The following is a 16,982-nucleotide window of genomic DNA, read 5'->3' as shown; positions in this document are numbered from 1 at the left end:
AGCCTCCATGAAACGCATTTCCCTCACCCGCTACCTCGTCGAACAGCAGCGCGTCGACGGTCACATCCCCGGCGACCTGCGCCTGCTGCTGGAAGTGGTCGCGCGCGCCTGCAAGCGCATCAGCCAGGCCGTCAACAAGGGCGACCTGGGCGAGGTCATGGGCTCGGCCGACACGGAGAACGTGCAGGGCGAGGTCCAGAAGAAGCTGGACATCATCGCCAACGAGGTGCTGATCGAGGCCAACGAATGGGGCGGCCACCTGGCGGCCATGGCCAGCGAGGAAATGGACAGCATCTACCTGGTGCCCAACCGCTACCCGCAGGGCGAGTACCTGCTGATGTTCGACCCGCTGGACGGCTCGTCCAACATTGACGTCAACGTCTCCATCGGCACCATCTTCAGCGTGATGAAGAAGCCCGAAGGCAGCCCCGGCGTGAGCGAGGCCGATTTCATGCAGCCCGGCAGCCAGCAGGTGGCCGCCGGCTACTGCGTCTATGGCCCGCAGACCACCCTGGTGCTGACCGTGGGTGACGGCGTGGCCATGTTCACGCTGGACCGCGAACAGGGCTCGTTCGTGCTGACCAAGGAAAACGTGACGATCCCGGCCGACACCAAGGAGTTCGCGATCAACATGAGCAACATGCGGCACTGGGCGCCACCGGTGAAGCGCTACGTGGACGAGTGCCTGGCCGGCAAGGAGGGTCCGCGCGGCAAGGACTTCAACATGCGCTGGGTGGCCTCGATGGTGGCCGACGTGCACCGTATCCTCACCCGCGGCGGCGTCTTCATGTACCCATGGGACAAGCGCGACCCGGACAAGCCAGGCAAGCTGCGCCTGCTGTACGAGGCCAATCCCATGGGCTGGCTGGTGGAACAGGCCGGCGGCGCGGCCACCAACGGTCACGGCCGCATCCTGGACATCACCCCGACCAAGCTGCACGAACGCGTGAGCGTGATCCTGGGCTCCAGGAACGAGGTCGAGCGCATCACCGCCTACCACCTTGAGGCCGAAGCAGCGAAATGAGTTTTTGCTAGAATTGCGGGCTTCGCCGGTGTAGCTCAGTTGGTAGAGCAGCTCATTCGTAATGAGAAGGTCGGGGGTTCGACTCCTCTCTCCGGCACCAATCCCAAAGCCCTGACTCGAAAGACTCAGGGCTTTTTCATTTCATTCATGCCATGGACGCCGTCGCTTCTTCCATTGCCGCCCTGTTTCCCTTGGGCTGGGTCCACTACTTGGCCGGCGGGCTGCTGATCGGCGCGGGCGTGGCCCTGCTGTTCGTCTGCACCGGCCTGGTGGGCGGCATGAGCACCGTGTTTTCGTCCACCTGGTCGTTTGTCGTTCGGCGGCCGTTCTTCCAGCAGGCGCGGTTCACCGATTCGCGGGTCTGGCGCCTGGTCTACGCCGCGGGCCTGGTCCTGGGGGCGCTGGTCTGGTGGCTCGGCTTCTCGGATGGCACGCCGGGCTCCACCGACATCCCGGCCTGGCAGCTGTTGCTGGGTGGCGTGCTGGTTGGCTACGGCGCGCGGCTTGGCAACGGCTGCACCTCGGGCCACGGCATCTGCGGCCTGGGTTCGCTGCAACTGCCGTCGCTGGGCGCGGTGCTGACCTTCATGGCCACCGCCTTTGTGGTGGCCAACCTGGTGGGGCGTTGGGTATGAGCGGCTTCAACATGACGCCGCTCAAGGGCCTGGCCGTGCTCGCCAGCGGCGCGCTGTTCGGCTTCGGGCTCTCACTGGCCACCATGATCCGGCCCGAGGTGGTGCTGAGCTTCCTGCGCTTCCAGGACATGGGACTGATGCTGGTGATGGGCGGCGCGGTGCTGGTCACCCTGCTGGCCTACCGCTTCGGCCCGGCGCTGCTGCGCCAGCCGCTGCTGGGCGGTTACTTTCACCAGCACGTGAGTGTCTGGAACCGCGACACCCTGGTGGGCGCCGCCCTGTTCGGCGCCGGCTGGGGCCTGTGTGGCGTCTGCCCCGGTCCGGCCATCGCCGGACTGGGCACCGGCAACTGGGACCTGCTGTGGGCGTTGGGCGGCATCGCCCTGGGCGCCCTGCTGCAGGGCCTGCGCGCCCGCACCTGACGAACTTCCTCTCTACCGGCCGATCCCAACCGCTTTTCACGGAGAACACCATGATCACCCGCCGCCTCTCGCTCGCCCTGCTGGCCAGCTCCGCCCTCGGGCTGATGGCCTGCTCCAGGGAAGATGCCGCCAGCGGACAGCCTGCGACCGCTGCCCCGATCGATCCCGCACAGGCCTACGACACCGTGGCCCGTGAAGCCAAGGGATTCACCGCCGGCGCGATGATGAGCGCCCACACCGTCTATGTGCTGTTCGACCCGCAGTGCCCGCACTGCAGCCACCTCTGGGAGTCGTCGCTGCCGCTGCAGACCAAGGTGAAGTTCGTCTGGGCGCCGGTGGCCATCCTCGGCCCCAAGAGCCTTCCGCAGGGCGCAGCGCTGATGCAGGCCGCCAACCCGGTCGAGACCATGACGGCTCACGAAAAATCGCTGCTGGCGGGACAGGGCGGCATGTCCGCCTCGGCCAGCATTCCGGCCGAGGTCGAGGCCACCATCAAGACCAACACCGCCCTGCTCGACCGGCTGGGCGCCGACTCGGTGCCGTTCATCGTGGCGCGCCACGCGGGCAGTGGCCAGGTGATCACCCGCGCGGGGTCCATGGACACCGCGGGCCTCTCCAGCTGGCTGGGCATGCAGCCCTGACGCACCGGCCCGCTGCATGGACGTCCTCACCCTCGCCCTGCTGTTTGCGGTAGGCAGTTTCCTGCTCAAGACCCGCGAACAGCGCCAGCGCATCACCCTGCTGGGCACCCACCTGGCACAGTTCCAGATCGAGAAGCTGATGGAGCGGCTCAACGACGGCTACCTGAGAGCGCTGGACGAGCCGGACGAGCAGCGGCAGCAGCAGATCTGGTCGCTGCACACCGCCACCGAAGATGCACTGGCCCAGCAGTTCGAGCGTTTTGCGCAGGCGTTCTCGCAGGCCGAGACCTCCTCCACCTGGGTCAATCGCAACCCCCTGCCCCACGCGCACCGCTGGCTGCCCGCCTGGCTGGCCCCGGGCTTCGACGCGCGGGCTCTGATGCAGCTGCACGCTCAGGGCATCGCGCGCGTGGTGGCGAACCCGCAGCAGTGGCCGGTGCGCGAGCGCGCCCGCACCCTGCTGGCCGAGCTGTACCTGATGCAGCACAGCTGCCACTGGTTCTGTCGCTCTCACAGCCTCGCCTCGGCGCGGCTGCTGGCCCGCCACAAAACATCCTACGCACAGGTGCTGCAGGCGGTATCCCCTGCCACGCGGGAGGGCTATCAGGCCCTCACTGGCGTGCGCGCCCCTCTTCCCTGACCATCACGACCATGCGAATCCTCCACACCATGCTGCGCGTCGGCAACCTGCAACGCTCCATCGACTTCTATACCCAGGTGCTGGGCATGCAGTTGCTGCGCACGTCCGAGAACCCGGAATACAAGTACTCCCTCGCCTTCCTCGGCTTCGATGGCGGCAACCCCGGTCAGGCCGAGATCGAGCTGACCTACAACTGGGGCGTCGAGCAGTACGAGCTGGGCACGGCCTACGGCCACATCGCGCTGGGCGTGCCCGACGCCTATGCGGCCTGCGACAAGATCCGCGCCGCCGGCGGCACCATCACGCGCGAGGCCGGCCCGGTCAAGGGCGGCACCACGGTGATTGCCTTCGTCACCGACCCCGACGGCTACAAGATCGAACTCATCCAGCGCGCCGACACCGGCGCCGGACAGGGCCTGCGCTGAAACGGCCCACCCACAAAAAAGCCCGCGGTCCGCGGGCTTTTTTGTGGGGAACGGACCGACCGCTTACTGGGCGATCACCACTTCCACGCGGCGGGCCTCGGCGTTGTTGCCGGAACCGGTGGCGGTCTCGGGTTTCTTGAGCTCGATGCCCGAGTCGGCCACACCGGCGGTCTTGAGCGCGTCGCGCACGGCCAGGGCGCGCTGCTTGGCCAGCTCGGCGTTCTTGGCGGGATCGCCGGTCGAGTCGTGGAAACCGGAGATCACCAGCTTCTGACCCGCCTTGCCGGCGGCAATGGCATCGGCCAGCGCTTCCACGGCACCAGGCGCCAGGTCGGACCTGCCCGACGCGAAGTAGAACTTCACCACGCCGTTTTCCACCACCACGCTGGCATCGTCGCTGCCCGCCGCCGGAGCTGCAGCCTCGGGTGCAGCGGCGGCCGGTGCGCCGGCCGCAGCACCGCTCGCCGCCCCTGCGGAGGCGTCGCCCGCCGTCGCTGCAGCCACCGCGGCCGGAGCCGCCTTCGCGCCCGAGCCACGCACCTTCTGGATCGCCACACCGACGGCCAGACCGACCGCCATCAGCACCACTGCGATCAGCACCACCGCCGCGACGCGGTATTCCTGTTGTTCGTCCTGGGAAGACATGGGCAACACTCCGTGAAGAATAATGAGGGATTGAACTTCAGCCCCCTGCAACTCCTCCCTGAAGGAGTCCGACAGGCGCAAAAACCCGAAGATTGTAAATGGCTGCCCCTCGCGCCCAACCGCTGCCCTTCATGCCCCGCAACCTCCCCCAGAGCACCTGGGAACCCTCGCAACGCGATGGGCGGCAGATGATGGCGGACACCCTGGCGCAGTGGCGCTCGCTCGGCCCGGGTGCCGACCTCTGGGTGTTCGGCTACGCCTCGCTGGTCTGGCGCCCCGAGTTCGAGGCCGCCGAGCAGCGCCTGGCCCAGGTGCACGGCTACCACCGCTGCCTGAACATGTACAGCCGCGTCAACCGCGGCACGCCCGAGCGCCCCGGCCTGGTGTTCGCGCTCATGCCCGGCGGCAGCTGCACCGGCATGGCGCTGCGCCTGCCGCACGACCAGGTCGAGGCGGCCATGCCCGCACTGTGGGCGCGCGAGATGCCGAACCCGGTCTACGACCCCAAGTGGCTGCTCTGCCGGACCGCGCAGGGGCCGGTCTGCGCCCTGGCCTTCACCCTCTCGCCCCGCAGCCCCAACCACACCGGACCGCTGAGCGACGCTCAGTACCGCGACATCTTCGAACACGCACGCGGCCGCTACGGCACCACGCTGGACTACGCACGCCAGACCCTGCAGGGCCTGCGCGCGCACGGTATTGAAGACCGTGCGTTGGCGCGGCTGCTCAGCATCGCAAACGATCTGCCCTGAACACGACACCACCAGGACCCACCATGAACATCGCCGACCTGCGCAAGAGCTATGAAAAAGCCGAACTCAGCGAATCCGCCTCGCACGCCGACCCACTGCAGCAATTCGACCAATGGCTGAACGAGGCCATCCGTGGTGAAGTGCCCGAGCCGAACGCCATGACGCTGGCCACCGTGGGCGCCAACCTGCGGCCCACCACGCGCGTGGTGCTCATCAAGGGGTACGACGAACGCGGCATCGTCTGGTACACCAACTACAACAGCCAGAAGGGCCGGCAGCTGGCTGGCAACCCGTACGCCGCGCTGCAGTTCCACTGGGTCGAACTCGAGCGCGTGGTGCGCATCGAAGGCCTCGTCGAGAAGGTCAGCGACGAAGAGAGCGACGAGTACTTCCACAGCCGCCCGCTGGACAGCCGCATCGGCGCTTGGGCCAGCCCGCAGAGCGAGGTGATCGAGAACCGCGCGGTGCTGGTCACCAACGCCGCGAAGTACGGCGCCCAGTTCATGCTGCGCCCGCCCCGCCCGCCGCACTGGGGCGGCTACCGCCTCAAACCCGACACCTGGCAGTTCTGGCAGGGTCGCAAGAGCCGCCTGCACGACCGGCTGCGCTATTCGCTGCAGGCCGACGGTCAGTGGTTGCGGGAGCGGCTGGCGCCGTGAGCCCCTTTTCAGAGACGTTCGATCGCCTGGTCGGCAACGGCTGAGAGGCGTTGCCCGGTCACCAGACCGGGCGCAATCTCGTGCAACGGCACCAGCACAAACGCCCGTTCCCACATGCGCGGGTGCGGCACGGTCAGTGCGGGTGAGTCGATGCGGGCGCCGCCGTACAACAACAGGTCCAGGTCCAGCGTGCGCGGGGCGTTGCGGTAGGGGCGCTCGCGGCCGGCGGCGTTTTCGATCGCCTGCAAGGCGTGCAGCAGCGCGGGCGCAGTGAGCGTGCTGGCCACTTCGGCCACGGCATTGAGGTAGTCGGGACCGCTGGACTCGATGGGCGCGGTGCGGTAGAGGCTGGAGGCCTTGACGAGCCGTAGGCCGTGCGTGCTGCCCAGCGCCTGCAGCGCATCACGCAGCGTGCGGGCGGCATCTCCGAGGTTGGCACCGAGGGCCACGTAGGCCGTGACCTCGGGGCGCCCGGTGTCGCTCATGGATACAAGAGGTCTTTGTCAGTCGGCCGACGGCGCAGGAGGGGCGCCTTCACCACCACCAGACGGCTTGCGGCGGCGACGGCGGCGCTTGCGGGCCGGCGCCTCGCCCTCGCCGGGCGCGGCGGCGTCGTCGACATGGTCGCTGTCGGGTGCAAAAGCGCTGCCATAGAACACGGTGCGCGCAGGGCTCTCGTCCTGCTCGTCACCGCCCTCCGCGGGGCGGAAACGCGGATCGTCCCGCACCGGCTCGGCGACGCCCGACGCCGGATGGTCGGCGTCGGTCTTCTTTACGCGGCGCGCCTTGCCGCCACCGCCAACCCCCTTGGGCTGACCGGCCTTGCGCTGCGCGTCGACCATGTCCTGGCGGTGGTCGTCGTCGGCGGTGCTGAAGGTTTCCCACCAGTGCGCCAGCTCTTCGTCGACTTCACCGGTTTGCGCGCGCAGGCGCAAAAAGTCGAAGCCGGCGCGGAAGCGCGGCTGTTCAACCAGGCTGAACGGACCGGTGCCCACGCGCTTGTCGAAGCGCGGCTGCATCATCCAGATCTCGCGCATGTCGGTGCCCAGCTTGCCGCGGCCCGACACGTCGCCGATGCGCGCGTCAAAGGCTTCGTCCACCGCGTCCTGCAGCGCCGCGAACGGGGTGGGCGGGCGCTGGTTGCCGCGCGGTTGCAGCCGCCGCTCCCAGCCCTTGCGCACGTCGGCCCAGAGCACGCAGGCCAGCAGGAAGCTGGGCGCCACCGGCTTGCCCTCGCCGACGCGGCGGTCGGTGTCCTGCAGCGCCAGCTTGACGAAGTCGTCCTCGGCCCGCTCGACCACCAGGTCGAGCAGCGGGTAGATGCCGCGAGCCAGGCCGTGGGTCTTGAGCGCCTCGACGCTGGCCAGCGCGTGGCCGGTCTGCAGCAGCTTGAGCATCTCGTCGAACAGGCGGCTCTGCGGGACTTCTTTCAGCAGATCCACCGAGGACACCAGGGGTTCGCGCGTCTTGGCGTCGAACTTGAAACCCAGGGCATTGAGCTTGGCGGCGAAACGCACGGCGCGGATGATGCGCACCGGGTCTTCGCGATAGCGCGTGGCGGCGTCGCCGATCATGCGCAGCGTCTTCTTCTGCGCGTCGCGGATGCCGTGGTGGAAGTCGACCACGATCTGCGCCTCGGGGTCGTAGTACATGGCGTTGATCGAGAAGTCGCGCCGCGCGGCGTCCTGCTCGATCGGACCCCAGACGTTGTCGCGCAGCACCCGGCCGCTGGCGTCCACCGCGTGCTTCATGCCCGAGAGCTCGCCCTTGCTGGTACGCTCGTTGCCGCTGACCTGCTCGGCGTCGGCGCTGTCAAGGTAGGCGCGGAAGGTCGAGACCTCGATCACCTCGTGTTCACGGCCGCGGCCATAGATCACGTGCACGATGCGGAAGCGCCGGCCGATGATGAAGGCGCGGCGGAACAGGTTCTTGACCTGCTCGGGCGTGGCGCTGGTGGCGACGTCGAAGTCCTTGGGCCGCAGGCCCAGCAGCAGGTCGCGCACCGCGCCGCCGACGATGTAGGCCTCGAAGCCGGCCTGTTTGAGGGTGCGCACCACGTCCAGGGCGCGCTGGTCGACCAGCTTCGGGTCGATGCCGTGGACGGAAACCGGCACGTCTTCGCGCTTGCCGAACTTGCTGGCCTTGGCGCTTTTGCCGGAGGCCTTGCCCAGCAGCTTGTCGATGAATTTCTTGATCATTCGAATAGGTTCAGGATGCGCCAGCCTCGCTCGGTGGCGATGGCGCTGAGGCGGGGGTCCGGGTTGGTCGCCACCGGCTCGGTCACTTTCTCCAGCAGCGGGAGATCGTTGAGGGAGTCGCTGTAGAAGCTGCTGTGCTCCACGTCGGCCCAGGACAGGCCGCGGGAAGCCAGCCATTGTTCCACACGCGCGACCTTGCCCTCTCGGAACGAGGGGGTGCCCCAGATGGCACCGGTCGGGTTGCCCTGCGGGTCGCGCTCCAGGTCGATGGCGATCAGCTCGGAAACACCGAAGGCCGCGGCGATGGGGCGGGTGACGAATTCGTTGGTGGCGGTGACGATCAGCACCTGGTCGCCCGCCGCCTGGTGGCGGCGCACCAGCTCGACAGCCACCGGCCGGATGGCGGGGCGGATCACCTGGTCCATGAAGCGGCGGTGCGCAGCGTTGGACTTGTCCACCCCGTGCTCGGCCAGCGGGGCGACCGAGAAGCGGATGTACTCGTGGATGTCCAGCGTGCCGGCCTTGTACTGCTCGTAGAAGGCGTCATTGGCGCGGGTGTGGGTTTCGGCGTCGCGCCAGCCCAGCGCCACGGTGAACTGGCCCCAGGCGTGGTCGGAGTCCAGGGGCAGCAGGGTGTGGTCCAGGTCAAACAGCGCGAGTCTCATTCGGGGAAGTCTTCATTCGTTGTCCAGCATGGACTTGATCAGCGGAATCGTGATGGCGCGCTGCGTGCGCAGGGCGTAGGCGTCGAGTTGGTCCAGCAGCATCATCAGGCTGGAGAGGTCGCGCGAGAAGCGGTTGAGCATGAAGTCCATGACCTCGTCGCCCAGAAACACGCCGCGCTCGTCGGCGGCGCGCCGCAGCACGGATCGGCGCTCGGTCTCGCCCAGGGCCTTGAGCTGGAACACATGGCCCCAGCCCAGGCGCGTGCGCAGGTCTTCGCGCAGGCGCAGGTCGGCCGGCGGCCGGTCGGCCGCGGCCAGCACCCAGCGCGCCGGGCCGTGGGCCGGGGTCTGGGCGTTGACGAACCAGTTGAAAGCCGCGGCCTGCTGCTCGGCGGTGTAGAGGTGGCAGTCGTCGAGGATCACCGCGTCCCAGCTCTCGTCGAACTCGATCGGGTGCAGGATGCCCGCCCCGATCCAGCCGGTGCGGGCGCCCAGGTCGCGCAGGGTTTCGCGCACCGCCCGCAGCAAATGGGTCTTGCCGCTGCCGGGCTCGCCCCAGAGATAGGTGGGCACCGGCGACCGCAAGGGGTTGTAGGTCCACAGCCGCAGGTGCTCCAGCACGGCCTCGTTGCCCGCCGCCACGAAGTTGTCCAGCGTGGGCACGGGCGCCAGCCCGATGTCCAGCGCCATCTGTTTCATGGGCGGCTGAACCGGTTTCATTCCGCGCCGTCCTTCGGCTGGGCCGGCGCGGCCGGGGCGGTGGCTGCGCCGGGCAGGTACAGGTCGCTGGCCAGGTAACCGGCCCTGGCGCGGCGGATCGCCACCAGCAGCACGGCGCTGGCCGGCAGCGCGATCAGCACCCCCACGAAGCCGAACAGATGACCAAAGGCCATCAGGGCGAAGATGACCGCGATGGGGTGCAGGCCGATGCGCTCGCCCAGCAGGCGCGGCGTCACGTACATGCTTTCGGCCACCTGGCCCACCGTGTAGACCACACCGACAAGCACCACGCCGGTCAGGCTCTGGAACTGCAGCACCGCCGCCAGCAGGCCCATCACCAGGCCCAGGCCGAAGCCCAGGTAGGGCACGAACACGGCCAGACCGGTGAACACGCCGATCGGCAGCGCCAGCTTCAGGCCCACCAGGGCCAGCGCCACGGTGTAGAACACCGCCAGCACCCCCATCACCAGCAGCTGGCCGCGCAGGTACTGGCCCAGCACCTCGTCCGTTTCGTCCAGGAAGCTCTGCACCGAAGGCAGCCAGCGGGGAGGAATCAGCCGCTTGCTGCGTTCCACCAGCCCCGCCCAGTCCAGCAGCAGGTAGTAGGCCACGATGGGCGTGAGCACCAGGTTGCCGAACACCGCCGCCAGCGCGCTGCCGCCGATGCGCAGCGAGGACAGCAGGCCGTTGATCAGTTCCTGTTCGTGCCCGGTGACAAGATCCTTGAGCCACTCGCGCACCTGGGCCACGTCGATCTGCAGGTCGATGCCAAAGCGCCCCGCCAGCGGCACCAGGCTGTCGTTGACCCGGTCCAGCAGCGCCGGCACCTGCTCCTTGAGCAGCGGCACCTGCTTGGTGATCACCGGCACGATCAGCAGCACCACAGCCAGCAGCACCAGCATGAGCAGGGCGATGGCCACACCCGCCCCGAGCCAGCGGGGAATCCGCCGGTCGTTGAGCTTTTCCACCAGGGGATGCAGCGCGTAGGCCATCACTGCGGCCAGCACGAAGGGCATCAGCACCGGCGCCAGCACCGTCAGCAGCGCCCAGATCGCCACGGCGATGGCGACCCAGGTCAGGGAACGGATCTGCGCGGGGGAAAGGGTCATGGGGTGCAAGCTCGGGTGAACGGGGGCCGGAGGGCGAACCCTTAAAATCAGCCGCAAATTCTAGTCCCCGGCCCGCGCGGGCCCTCTCCCCGCCCTCCCCCCTATGACCTCCAGCACCACCCCCCTTTCCTACAAAGACGCCGGCGTCGACATCGACGCGGGCGACGCGCTGGTCGAGCGCATCAAGCCGCTGGCCAAGAAGACCATGCGCGAAGGCGTGCTGGCCGGCATCGGCGGCTTCGGCGCGCTGTTCGAAGTGCCCAAGCGCTACCAGGAACCGGTGCTGGTGAGCGGCACCGACGGCGTGGGCACCAAGCTCAAGCTGGCCTTTGAATGGAACCTGCACGACACCGTGGGCATCGACCTGGTGGGCATGAGCGTCAACGACGTGCTGGTGCAGGGCGCCGAGCCGCTGTTCTTCCTCGACTACTTTGCCTGCGGCAAGCTGGACGTGGAAACCGCTGCGGCCGTGGTCGGCGGCATCGCCAAGGGTTGTGAACTCTCCGGCTGCGCCCTGATCGGCGGCGAAACCGCCGAAATGCCCGGCATGTACCCAGCCGGCGAGTACGACCTGGCCGGCTTCTGCGTCGGCGCGGTCGAAAAGTCCAAGATCCTGACCGGCAAGGACGTGAAACCCGGCGACGTGGTGCTGGGCCTGGCCTCGCACGGCGTGCACTCCAACGGCTTCTCGCTGGTGCGCAAGTGCATCGAGCGCGCCGGCAGCGACCTGCCCGCCACGCTGGACGGCCAGCCCTTCCGCCAGGCCATCATGGCCCCGACCCGCCTGTACGTGAAGAACGTGCTCGCCACCCTGGCCAAGCACCCTGTGAAGGCGCTGGCCCACATCACCGGCGGCGGCCTGCTGGAGAACATCCCGCGCGTGCTGCCCGAAGGCACGGCCGCTCACCTGAAAAAGGGCAGCTGGCCGCAGACCGAGCTGTTCGCCTGGCTGCAGAAGGTCGCTGGCATCGACGACATCGAGATGAACCGCACCTTCAACAACGGCATCGGCATGGTGGTGGTCATCGACGCCGCCGAGGCCGCCGCCTGCGCCGCCACGCTGCGCGAACTGGGCGAGACGGTCTATGAAATCGGCGCCATCGCGCCCAGGGACGACGGTGCCGCGGTGGTCGTGGCCTGATGTCCTGATCTGATCGAAACCTGTCCGCGGTGGTGGCGGACAGGCGGCGTCCCGGCGGGAACAATGCGGCCATCTTTTCAACGGAGCTGCCCCATGAACACCGCCCTGCTGGTCATCGACGTCCAGGAATCCTTCCGCCACCGCCCCTACTTCGACGCCTCGGCACTGCCGGCCTACATGGCCGAGCAGAACGCGCTGATCGACGGCTGCGTCGCGCAGGGCATCCCGGTGGTGCGCATCCTGCACAGCGACGGACCGGGGACTCCGGACAACCCCTTCTCGCACGCCAGCGGCCATGTCCGTCCGCTGGCCGAGTTGTCCGTTTTTGATCCGGCCGCCAGCTTCGTCAAGCACCGGCACAGTGCCCTGGTCGGCACCGGGCTGGACGTCTGGCTGACCGAAAACGGCATCCGCCGCCTGATCGTCAGCGGCATCCGCACCGAGCAGTGCTGCGAAACCACCACCCGCCACGCCTCCGACCTCGGCTGGGAGGTCGACTATGTGCTGGACGCCACGCTGACCTTCGACATGACCCAGCCCGACGGCTCGCCCCTGACCGCGGCCGAGATCAAGGCGCGCACCGCCACCGTGCTGCAGGGGCGCTTCTGCACCCTCACCTCGGTGGACGAGGCGCTGGCACGCGCCGGGGCCGTGGCGTGACCCGCCCGTTCGGCATCGCCATCCTGGCCTTCGACGATGTCGAGGCGCTGGACCTGGCCGGGCCCTACGAAGTGTTCACCACGGCCGCCCGCATGGCGGCCCGCCCCGAGGCCGCGGACTGGCCCGGCCAACCGGTCGCGGCGGGCTGGCAGGTGGCCTGCGTGGCGCGCACCCGGGCGCCGGTGCGCGCCAGGGCCGGGTTGCAGGTGCTGCCGACCCGGCACTTCAGCGACGAGACGCCGGTGGACCTGCTGATCGTGCCCGGTGGTGTGGTCGACGCCGCCGCCCGCTGCCCGGACACGCTGGCCTGGGTGCGGCGCGCCGGCGCTCAGGCGACGCTCACGGCCTCGGTCTGCACGGGCGTGTTCGTGCTGGCCGCCGCCGGGGTGGTGACCAACCACCGGGTGACGACGCACTGGGAGGACCTGGCCGACCTGCGTCGCCAGTGGCCGTTGCTGGACGTGGTCGATGGCGTGCGCTGGGTCGAGGACGGCCGCGTGTTCAGTTCGGCGGGCATCAGCGCCGGTATCGACCTGTCGCTGCACCTCGTGGCCCGCCTGACCTGCCCCGAACTGGCCGAACGCACCGCACGACAGATGGACTACCGATGGATGAACCGACCCGACTGACATCCGCCACTGTGGTGGACGTGCATTTCGTGCTGCTGGACGACAGCCTGATCCTCGACTGGGCGGGTCCGGCCGAGGCGCTGCGCATGGCCAACCAGTCGCTGCTGGCTAAGGGCCGGCCTGCGGCCTTTGCGCTGCACTTCACAGGCCCCCGCGCCGAAACGGTCAGCTCGGTGGGCGCCCGGGTGTCGAATCTGGCCCCGCTGCCCGACCTGTCCCGGCCCCAGCGCCCGCAGTGGGTGGTGCTGGTGGGCCAGCCGGGTGACCAGGTCGCGCTGGACAGCCCCGCCGCGCGCGAGCTGCTGCACTGGCTGCGCGGCCTGCGCCTGGCCGAAGGCCAGGTGGAGCTGATGTGCATCTGCGCTGGCGCCGTGGTGGCCGCCCGCGCCGGCCTGCTGGCGCGCCGCAAAGCCACGACGCACCACCACCATCTGGACGAACTGCGCCAGTCCGCGCCCGACTGCGAGGTGCTGGCCAACCGGGTGTTCGTACTGGACGCTCCGGTGTTCAGCAGCGCCGGCGTGACCACCGGCATCGATCTCACGCTGCACCGCATCGCCGCCCGTCTGGGGCCGGCACTCGCAGCCGAAGTGGCACAGACCATGGTGGTGGCGCTGCGCCGAGGCCCGCAGGACCCCGAACTCTCGCCCTTCCTGCACCACCGCGACCACCTGCACCCCGTCCTTCACCGGGTGCAGGACGCGGTGAGCCAGGCGCCGCAGGAGGCCTGGACCGTGCCGCGCATGGCCGACCGGGGCCACACCTCGGCGCGCCACCTGACCCGCCTGTTCGAGGAGCACGCGGGTGTGTCACCGCTGACCTACCTGCAGCGCATCCGGCTCGCGGTGGCCCAGGCGGCGCTGCAGAGCGGTCACAACGTCACGCAGGCCGCGCAGATCTCGGGGTTCGGGTCGGACACCCAGTTGCGCCGCGCCTGGCACCGGCACGGACAGCCGGGCACGCCCGGCACCACGCACAGAGCGGCGGCCCGCTGAGCGCTCAGCCCCGGGCGCGGCGCAGCTCGTTCAGCCGCGACTGAATGGCGTCGCGGTCCAGCGCATCGTCGGTATGGGCGATGTAGACCTCCAGGTCCTGCGCGGCCAGGGCCGCATCGCCCATTTCGGCCCAGGCCAGGCCCCGGTCGCGGTACTCGATCCAGGCGTCGGGCAGCAGGATCAGCAGCCGGTCCTGCACCGCGATCAGGCGCAGCCAGTCTTCCTGCGTGCGGTGGATTTCCTTCAGGTTGCGCAGCATGCGGGCGATGATGTCGCGCGAGGGCGCCGCCTGCAGGTACAGGCCCACCGGCACGTCGAAGTCGTCGACCAGCCCGTTGCGCCGCTTGTAGGGTTCCAGCCGCTCGGACAGCTCCTCGCGGCTGAGCGACTGGCCGGTGAAGGGGTCAATCACCACCTGCCCCTCGGGCAGATTGATCTTGACCAGGAAGTGCCCGGGGAAGTTGATGCCGCGCGCCTTCAGGCCCAGGCCTTGCGCCAGCTCCAGCCACAGCACCGCCAGCGAGATCGGGATGCCGCGGCGCGTCCTGAGCAACACGTTGAGGTGGCTGTTGTCCGGGTCGTGGTAGTCGTTGACGTTGCCGCCGAAGCCCAGATCCCGGAAGAAAAACTGGTTGAGCGCGCGCAGGCGCTGCAGGGGCTCGGCGTCCGAGGGGCTGCGCCGGCGCAGGCGGGAGAGCAGCACATCCACCTCACCCAGCACCTCCTGCACATCCAGGTCCGGGTATTCGTCCTGGGCGATGGAAGCGGCCGCTTCCAGCAGGGGCAGGCTGTCGTCGTCCTTCACCAGCGAGGCGAAATACGCCAGCGGCGTCGACGAGGGGAGTTCAAAGGCAGAAGGCATGATGGGTTCATTTTCGGACGAATTGCCGAAGTTTTAAACCCGAGAGCATCAGCGCGACAAAGTACAGCAGCGCCGCCCCCACCACGATCGCGGCCATCAGGACGACCCGCAGCAGCGCGCCGCCCTCGAACGCCACCCAGTTCACCGACCCGGCGCTCCACATCAGGAACACCGCCAGCAAGGCGCTGGCGGCCAGCACCTGCATCGAAAACCGTGCCCAGCCCGGGGCCGGACGGTAGGCGCCGCGCCGCACCAGGCCGATCAGCAGCCACAGCGCGTTGACCATCGCGCCCAGGCCGATGGCCAGCGCCAGACCGGCGTGGGCCAGGCGGGGCACGAACACCAGGTTCATGGCCTGGGTCAGCAGCAGCACCACGATGGCGATCTTCACCGGCGTGCGGATGTCCTGGCGCGCATAGAAGCCCGGCGCCAGCACCTTGATCGCCACCAGGCCCAGCAGGCCGGCGCCGTAGCCCATGAGGGCGGTCGTGGTCTGGGCCACGTCGCGCTCGGAGAACGCGCCGTAGTGGTAGAGCACCGCCACCAGGGGCTTGGCAAAGGTCAACAGGGCCACCGCGCAGGGCACCGCCAGCAGCACCACCAGCCGCAGACCCCAGTCCAGCAGCGCGCTGTAGCGCTCGCCGTCGTCGGCAGCCCGGGCGGCCGCCAGCTGAGGCAGCAGCACCACGCCCAGCGCCACACCCAGCATCGCGGTCGGGAACTCCATCAGCCGGTCGGCGTAGCTGAGCCAGCTCACGCTGCCGGTGGCCAGGTGGGATGCGATCTGCGTGTTGATCAGCAGCGAGACCTGCGCCACGCTCACGCCCAGCAGGGCCGGCAGCATCAGCGTGGTCACGCGCCGCGTGCCCGGGTGCGCCCAGGCCGCCTTGAGCGACGACCAGCGCAGGCCCACGCGCGGCAGCATGCCGATGCGCAGCAGCGCCGGGATCTGGACCCCCAGCTGCAGGGCGCCGCCGAGCATCACGCCGGCCGCCATCGCGTAGATCGGCTCGATGCCCAAGGACTCGAACCAGGGTGCGCCCAGCCAGGCGGCCCCGATCATGGCCACGTTCAGCAGTACCGGCGTCGCAGCTGGCACGGCGAATTTTTTCCAGGTGTTCAGCACACCCGCCGACAGCGCCACCAGCGACATGAAGCCGATGTAGGGAAACATCCAGCGCGTCATCAGCACCGCCGACTCGAAGCCCTGGGGGCTCTGCTTGAGGCCGCTGGCCATGGCCCAGACCAGCACGGGCGAGATCGCCACACCGACGACGCAGGTGGCCACCAGCGCCCAGACGAGCACAGTGGCGATCTGGTTCACCAGCTCGCGGGTGGCATCGTCACCGTCCTTGGCGCGCACGCCGGCGAGCACCGGCACGAAGGCCTGGCTGAATGCGCCCTCGGCGAACAGCCGGCGCAGCAGGTTCGGAATGCGGAAGGCGACGTTGAAGGCGTCGGTCAGGGCGCTGGCGCCGAACGTGGATGCCATCAGCAGCTCGCGCACCAGACCGGTGATGCGCGAGGCCAGCGTCAGCAGGGAAACCAGGGAGGCGGACTTGAAGAGCGACACCGCGGCAGTGTAACCACCCGGCCACCGCCCGGCGGGCAGAACTGGCTCTGCTTGGGGGTGCGTGGTAGAATCGCGGGCTTTGCTGGCAACATCCCCAAACACTCAAAGGATATACACATGGCAACCAAGCCGAAGAAAAAGAACCCCCGTCTGGCGTCTGGCCGCAAGCGCGTCCGCCAGGACGTCAAACTGAACGCCGCCAACACCTCGCTGCGTTCCAAGTACCGCACCGCCGTCAAGAACGTCGAGAAGGCTGTTCTGGCCGGTGACAAGACCAAGGCCGCCGAGCTGTTCGGCAAGATGCAGGCCGTGGTCGACAGCGTTGCCGACAAGGGCATCTTCCACAAGAACAAGGCCGCTCGCGACAAGAGCCGCCTGTCCGCCAAGGTCAAGGCCCTGGCCACTGCCGCCGCCTGATCGGGCGACGTGCACCAGCCCGGACCGGTTCTCCGGTCCGCCGTTTGAAACGGTGCGCTGCCAGCAAAAAAAGAAAACCGCCCTCCGGGGCGGTTTTTCTTTGGGCGCTCGACAACCGACAGGAGAGGTTTCCGGCGCGCGTGACCGTCCCCCAGGGCACCCGTGGAACT

Annotated in this window: 21 protein-coding genes and 1 tRNA gene; 14 read left to right on the top strand and 8 right to left on the bottom strand. The window is 68.8% G+C overall.

Translation table 11 applies throughout. The features are described 5' to 3' along the window. Positions 1-7: 7 nt before the first annotated feature. The 7 genes from HPS01S_RS00990 to gloA all read left to right on the top strand — a co-directional run bounded on the left by HPS01S_RS00990 (position 8) and on the right by gloA (position 3,787). On the top strand, positions 8-1,024 hold the full coding sequence (locus tag HPS01S_RS00990; RefSeq protein ID WP_066149905.1) for a class 1 fructose-bisphosphatase: 1,017 nt from the start codon (positions 8-10) through the stop codon (positions 1,022-1,024). A 24-nt stretch (positions 1,025-1,048) separates the two neighbouring features. After that, positions 1,049-1,124: transfer RNA gene (locus HPS01S_RS00985), tRNA-Thr, on the top strand. A 52-nt stretch (positions 1,125-1,176) separates the two neighbouring features. Continuing rightward, the gene (locus HPS01S_RS00980; protein ID WP_066149902.1) at positions 1,177-1,659 is read left to right on the top strand and encodes a YeeE/YedE family protein; all 483 of its coding nucleotides are present in this window, start codon (positions 1,177-1,179) and stop codon (positions 1,657-1,659) included. After that, on the top strand, positions 1,656-2,081 hold the full coding sequence (locus HPS01S_RS00975; RefSeq protein ID WP_066149899.1) for a DUF6691 family protein: 426 nt from the start codon (positions 1,656-1,658) through the stop codon (positions 2,079-2,081). The genes HPS01S_RS00980 and HPS01S_RS00975 overlap by 4 nt, the downstream gene beginning before the upstream one ends. A gap of 50 nt (positions 2,082-2,131) precedes the next feature. Next, positions 2,132-2,722 carry a thioredoxin fold domain-containing protein gene (locus HPS01S_RS00970; protein WP_066149894.1) on the top strand — a complete coding sequence of 197 codons (591 nt, stop codon included), beginning with the start codon at positions 2,132-2,134 and terminating at the stop codon, positions 2,720-2,722. Positions 2,723-2,738: 16 nt separating this feature from the next. Further along, positions 2,739-3,362, top strand: coding sequence for a hypothetical protein (locus HPS01S_RS00965; protein ID WP_066149891.1), 624 nt, complete (start codon positions 2,739-2,741; stop codon positions 3,360-3,362). A gap of 11 nt (positions 3,363-3,373) precedes the next feature. After that, entirely contained in the window at positions 3,374-3,787 is a 414-nt protein-coding gene (gene gloA / locus HPS01S_RS00960; protein WP_066149888.1) for a lactoylglutathione lyase, read from the top strand. Between the two features lie 63 nt (positions 3,788-3,850). On the opposite strand, the gene HPS01S_RS00955 is transcribed toward gloA, so the two are convergent. Next, positions 3,851-4,432 (bottom strand): OmpA family protein, encoded by a 582-nt coding sequence (locus HPS01S_RS00955; RefSeq protein ID WP_066149885.1) that lies wholly within the window; start codon positions 4,430-4,432, stop codon positions 3,851-3,853. Positions 4,433-4,563: 131 nt separating this feature from the next. On the opposite strand from HPS01S_RS00955, the gene HPS01S_RS00950 reads away from it, so the two are divergent. Together HPS01S_RS00950 and pdxH are read left to right on the top strand one after the other, a co-directional pair. Then, positions 4,564-5,184, top strand: a complete 621-nt coding sequence (locus tag HPS01S_RS00950) for a gamma-glutamylcyclotransferase (RefSeq protein ID WP_066150878.1) — start codon at positions 4,564-4,566, stop codon at positions 5,182-5,184. A gap of 23 nt (positions 5,185-5,207) precedes the next feature. Further along, positions 5,208-5,843 carry a pyridoxamine 5'-phosphate oxidase gene (gene pdxH, locus HPS01S_RS00945; RefSeq protein WP_066149881.1) on the top strand — a complete coding sequence of 212 codons (636 nt, stop codon included), beginning with the start codon at positions 5,208-5,210 and terminating at the stop codon, positions 5,841-5,843. Positions 5,844-5,851: 8 nt separating this feature from the next. Here the strand turns inward: pdxH and folK are convergent, their stop codons facing one another. Genes folK through HPS01S_RS00920 form a run of 5 tightly spaced genes read right to left on the bottom strand, consistent with a single transcriptional unit; the run spans position 5,852 to position 10,535 of the window. After that, positions 5,852-6,328 (bottom strand): 2-amino-4-hydroxy-6-hydroxymethyldihydropteridine diphosphokinase, encoded by a 477-nt coding sequence (gene folK, locus HPS01S_RS00940; protein ID WP_066149878.1) that lies wholly within the window; start codon positions 6,326-6,328, stop codon positions 5,852-5,854. Between the two features lie 18 nt (positions 6,329-6,346). Then, positions 6,347-8,041 carry a polynucleotide adenylyltransferase PcnB gene (gene pcnB, locus HPS01S_RS00935; protein ID WP_066149875.1) on the bottom strand — a complete coding sequence of 565 codons (1,695 nt, stop codon included), beginning with the start codon at positions 8,039-8,041 and terminating at the stop codon, positions 6,347-6,349. Beyond that, complete coding sequence (locus tag HPS01S_RS00930) at positions 8,038-8,706, bottom strand: histidinol-phosphatase (RefSeq protein ID WP_066149872.1); 669 nt, start codon at positions 8,704-8,706, stop codon at positions 8,038-8,040. Before HPS01S_RS00930 ends, pcnB begins: the two co-directional genes overlap by 4 nt. A gap of 12 nt (positions 8,707-8,718) precedes the next feature. Further along, on the bottom strand, positions 8,719-9,405 hold the full coding sequence (gene hda / locus HPS01S_RS00925; protein WP_066149869.1) for a DnaA regulatory inactivator Hda: 687 nt from the start codon (positions 9,403-9,405) through the stop codon (positions 8,719-8,721). Positions 9,406-9,422: 17 nt separating this feature from the next. Further along, a complete protein-coding gene (locus HPS01S_RS00920; RefSeq protein WP_066149866.1) occupies positions 9,423-10,535 on the bottom strand; it encodes an AI-2E family transporter in 1,113 nt (370 codons plus the stop codon). Positions 10,536-10,638: 103 nt separating this feature from the next. On the opposite strand from HPS01S_RS00920, the gene purM reads away from it, so the two are divergent. The 4 genes from purM (at position 10,639) to HPS01S_RS00900 (ending at position 13,960) form a co-directional block, all read left to right on the top strand. Next, complete coding sequence (gene purM, locus HPS01S_RS00915; RefSeq protein WP_066149863.1) at positions 10,639-11,676, top strand: phosphoribosylformylglycinamidine cyclo-ligase; 1,038 nt, start codon at positions 10,639-10,641, stop codon at positions 11,674-11,676. A gap of 93 nt (positions 11,677-11,769) precedes the next feature. Continuing rightward, positions 11,770-12,336, top strand: a complete 567-nt coding sequence (locus HPS01S_RS00910) for an isochorismatase family protein (RefSeq protein WP_066149860.1) — start codon at positions 11,770-11,772, stop codon at positions 12,334-12,336. After that, positions 12,333-12,965 (top strand): DJ-1/PfpI family protein, encoded by a 633-nt coding sequence (locus tag HPS01S_RS00905; protein WP_066149857.1) that lies wholly within the window; start codon positions 12,333-12,335, stop codon positions 12,963-12,965. The genes HPS01S_RS00910 and HPS01S_RS00905 overlap by 4 nt, the downstream gene beginning before the upstream one ends. Then, positions 12,944-13,960 (top strand): GlxA family transcriptional regulator, encoded by a 1,017-nt coding sequence (locus HPS01S_RS00900; protein WP_066149855.1) that lies wholly within the window; start codon positions 12,944-12,946, stop codon positions 13,958-13,960. Before HPS01S_RS00905 ends, HPS01S_RS00900 begins: the two co-directional genes overlap by 22 nt. Positions 13,961-13,964: 4 nt before the next feature. Here the strand turns inward: HPS01S_RS00900 and HPS01S_RS00895 are convergent, their stop codons facing one another. Next, positions 13,965-14,822, bottom strand: coding sequence for a SirB1 family protein (locus tag HPS01S_RS00895; protein ID WP_066149852.1), 858 nt, complete (start codon positions 14,820-14,822; stop codon positions 13,965-13,967). Between the two features lie 7 nt (positions 14,823-14,829). Beyond that, a complete protein-coding gene (murJ, locus tag HPS01S_RS00890; RefSeq protein ID WP_066149849.1) occupies positions 14,830-16,395 on the bottom strand; it encodes a murein biosynthesis integral membrane protein MurJ in 1,566 nt (521 codons plus the stop codon). Positions 16,396-16,512: 117 nt separating this feature from the next. Between murJ and rpsT the strand changes: the two genes are divergently transcribed. Then, positions 16,513-16,812, top strand: coding sequence for a 30S ribosomal protein S20 (rpsT, locus tag HPS01S_RS00885; protein WP_066149844.1), 300 nt, complete (start codon positions 16,513-16,515; stop codon positions 16,810-16,812). The last annotated feature ends 170 nt before the right edge of the window (positions 16,813-16,982 follow it).

This window comes from Hydrogenophaga pseudoflava NBRC 102511, from assembly GCF_001592285.1.
GTDB classification, from domain to species: domain Bacteria; phylum Pseudomonadota; class Gammaproteobacteria; order Burkholderiales; family Burkholderiaceae_C; genus Hydrogenophaga; species Hydrogenophaga pseudoflava.
Note: the sequence above shows the minus strand (reverse complement) of the source record. Positions and strands in the feature narration are given on the sequence as shown.

Bases quoted from the DNA above. Each gene is read 5' to 3' on its own strand.
- HPS01S_RS00990 (WP_066149905.1), top strand. From the start codon at position 8: ATGAAACGCATTTCCCTCACCCGCTACCTCGTCGAACAGCAGCGCGTC.
- HPS01S_RS00980 (WP_066149902.1), top strand. From the start codon at position 1,177: ATGGACGCCGTCGCTTCTTCCATTGCCGCCCTGTTTCCCTTGGGCTGG.
- HPS01S_RS00975 (WP_066149899.1), top strand. From the start codon at position 1,656: ATGAGCGGCTTCAACATGACGCCGCTCAAGGGCCTGGCCGTGCTCGCC.
- HPS01S_RS00970 (WP_066149894.1), top strand. From the start codon at position 2,132: ATGATCACCCGCCGCCTCTCGCTCGCCCTGCTGGCCAGCTCCGCCCTC.
- HPS01S_RS00965 (WP_066149891.1), top strand. From the start codon at position 2,739: ATGGACGTCCTCACCCTCGCCCTGCTGTTTGCGGTAGGCAGTTTCCTG.
- gloA (WP_066149888.1), top strand. From the start codon at position 3,374: ATGCGAATCCTCCACACCATGCTGCGCGTCGGCAACCTGCAACGCTCC.
- HPS01S_RS00955 (WP_066149885.1), bottom strand. From the start codon at position 4,432: ATGTCTTCCCAGGACGAACAACAGGAATACCGCGTCGCGGCGGTGGTG.
- HPS01S_RS00950 (WP_066150878.1), top strand. From the start codon at position 4,564: ATGCCCCGCAACCTCCCCCAGAGCACCTGGGAACCCTCGCAACGCGAT.
- pdxH (WP_066149881.1), top strand. From the start codon at position 5,208: ATGAACATCGCCGACCTGCGCAAGAGCTATGAAAAAGCCGAACTCAGC.
- folK (WP_066149878.1), bottom strand. From the start codon at position 6,328: ATGAGCGACACCGGGCGCCCCGAGGTCACGGCCTACGTGGCCCTCGGT.
- pcnB (WP_066149875.1), bottom strand. From the start codon at position 8,041: ATGATCAAGAAATTCATCGACAAGCTGCTGGGCAAGGCCTCCGGCAAA.
- HPS01S_RS00930 (WP_066149872.1), bottom strand. From the start codon at position 8,706: ATGAGACTCGCGCTGTTTGACCTGGACCACACCCTGCTGCCCCTGGAC.
- hda (WP_066149869.1), bottom strand. From the start codon at position 9,405: ATGAAACAGATGGCGCTGGACATCGGGCTGGCGCCCGTGCCCACGCTG.
- HPS01S_RS00920 (WP_066149866.1), bottom strand. From the start codon at position 10,535: ATGACCCTTTCCCCCGCGCAGATCCGTTCCCTGACCTGGGTCGCCATC.
- purM (WP_066149863.1), top strand. From the start codon at position 10,639: ATGACCTCCAGCACCACCCCCCTTTCCTACAAAGACGCCGGCGTCGAC.
- HPS01S_RS00910 (WP_066149860.1), top strand. From the start codon at position 11,770: ATGAACACCGCCCTGCTGGTCATCGACGTCCAGGAATCCTTCCGCCAC.
- HPS01S_RS00900 (WP_066149855.1), top strand. From the start codon at position 12,944: ATGGATGAACCGACCCGACTGACATCCGCCACTGTGGTGGACGTGCAT.
- HPS01S_RS00895 (WP_066149852.1), bottom strand. From the start codon at position 14,822: ATGCCTTCTGCCTTTGAACTCCCCTCGTCGACGCCGCTGGCGTATTTC.
- rpsT (WP_066149844.1), top strand. From the start codon at position 16,513: ATGGCAACCAAGCCGAAGAAAAAGAACCCCCGTCTGGCGTCTGGCCGC.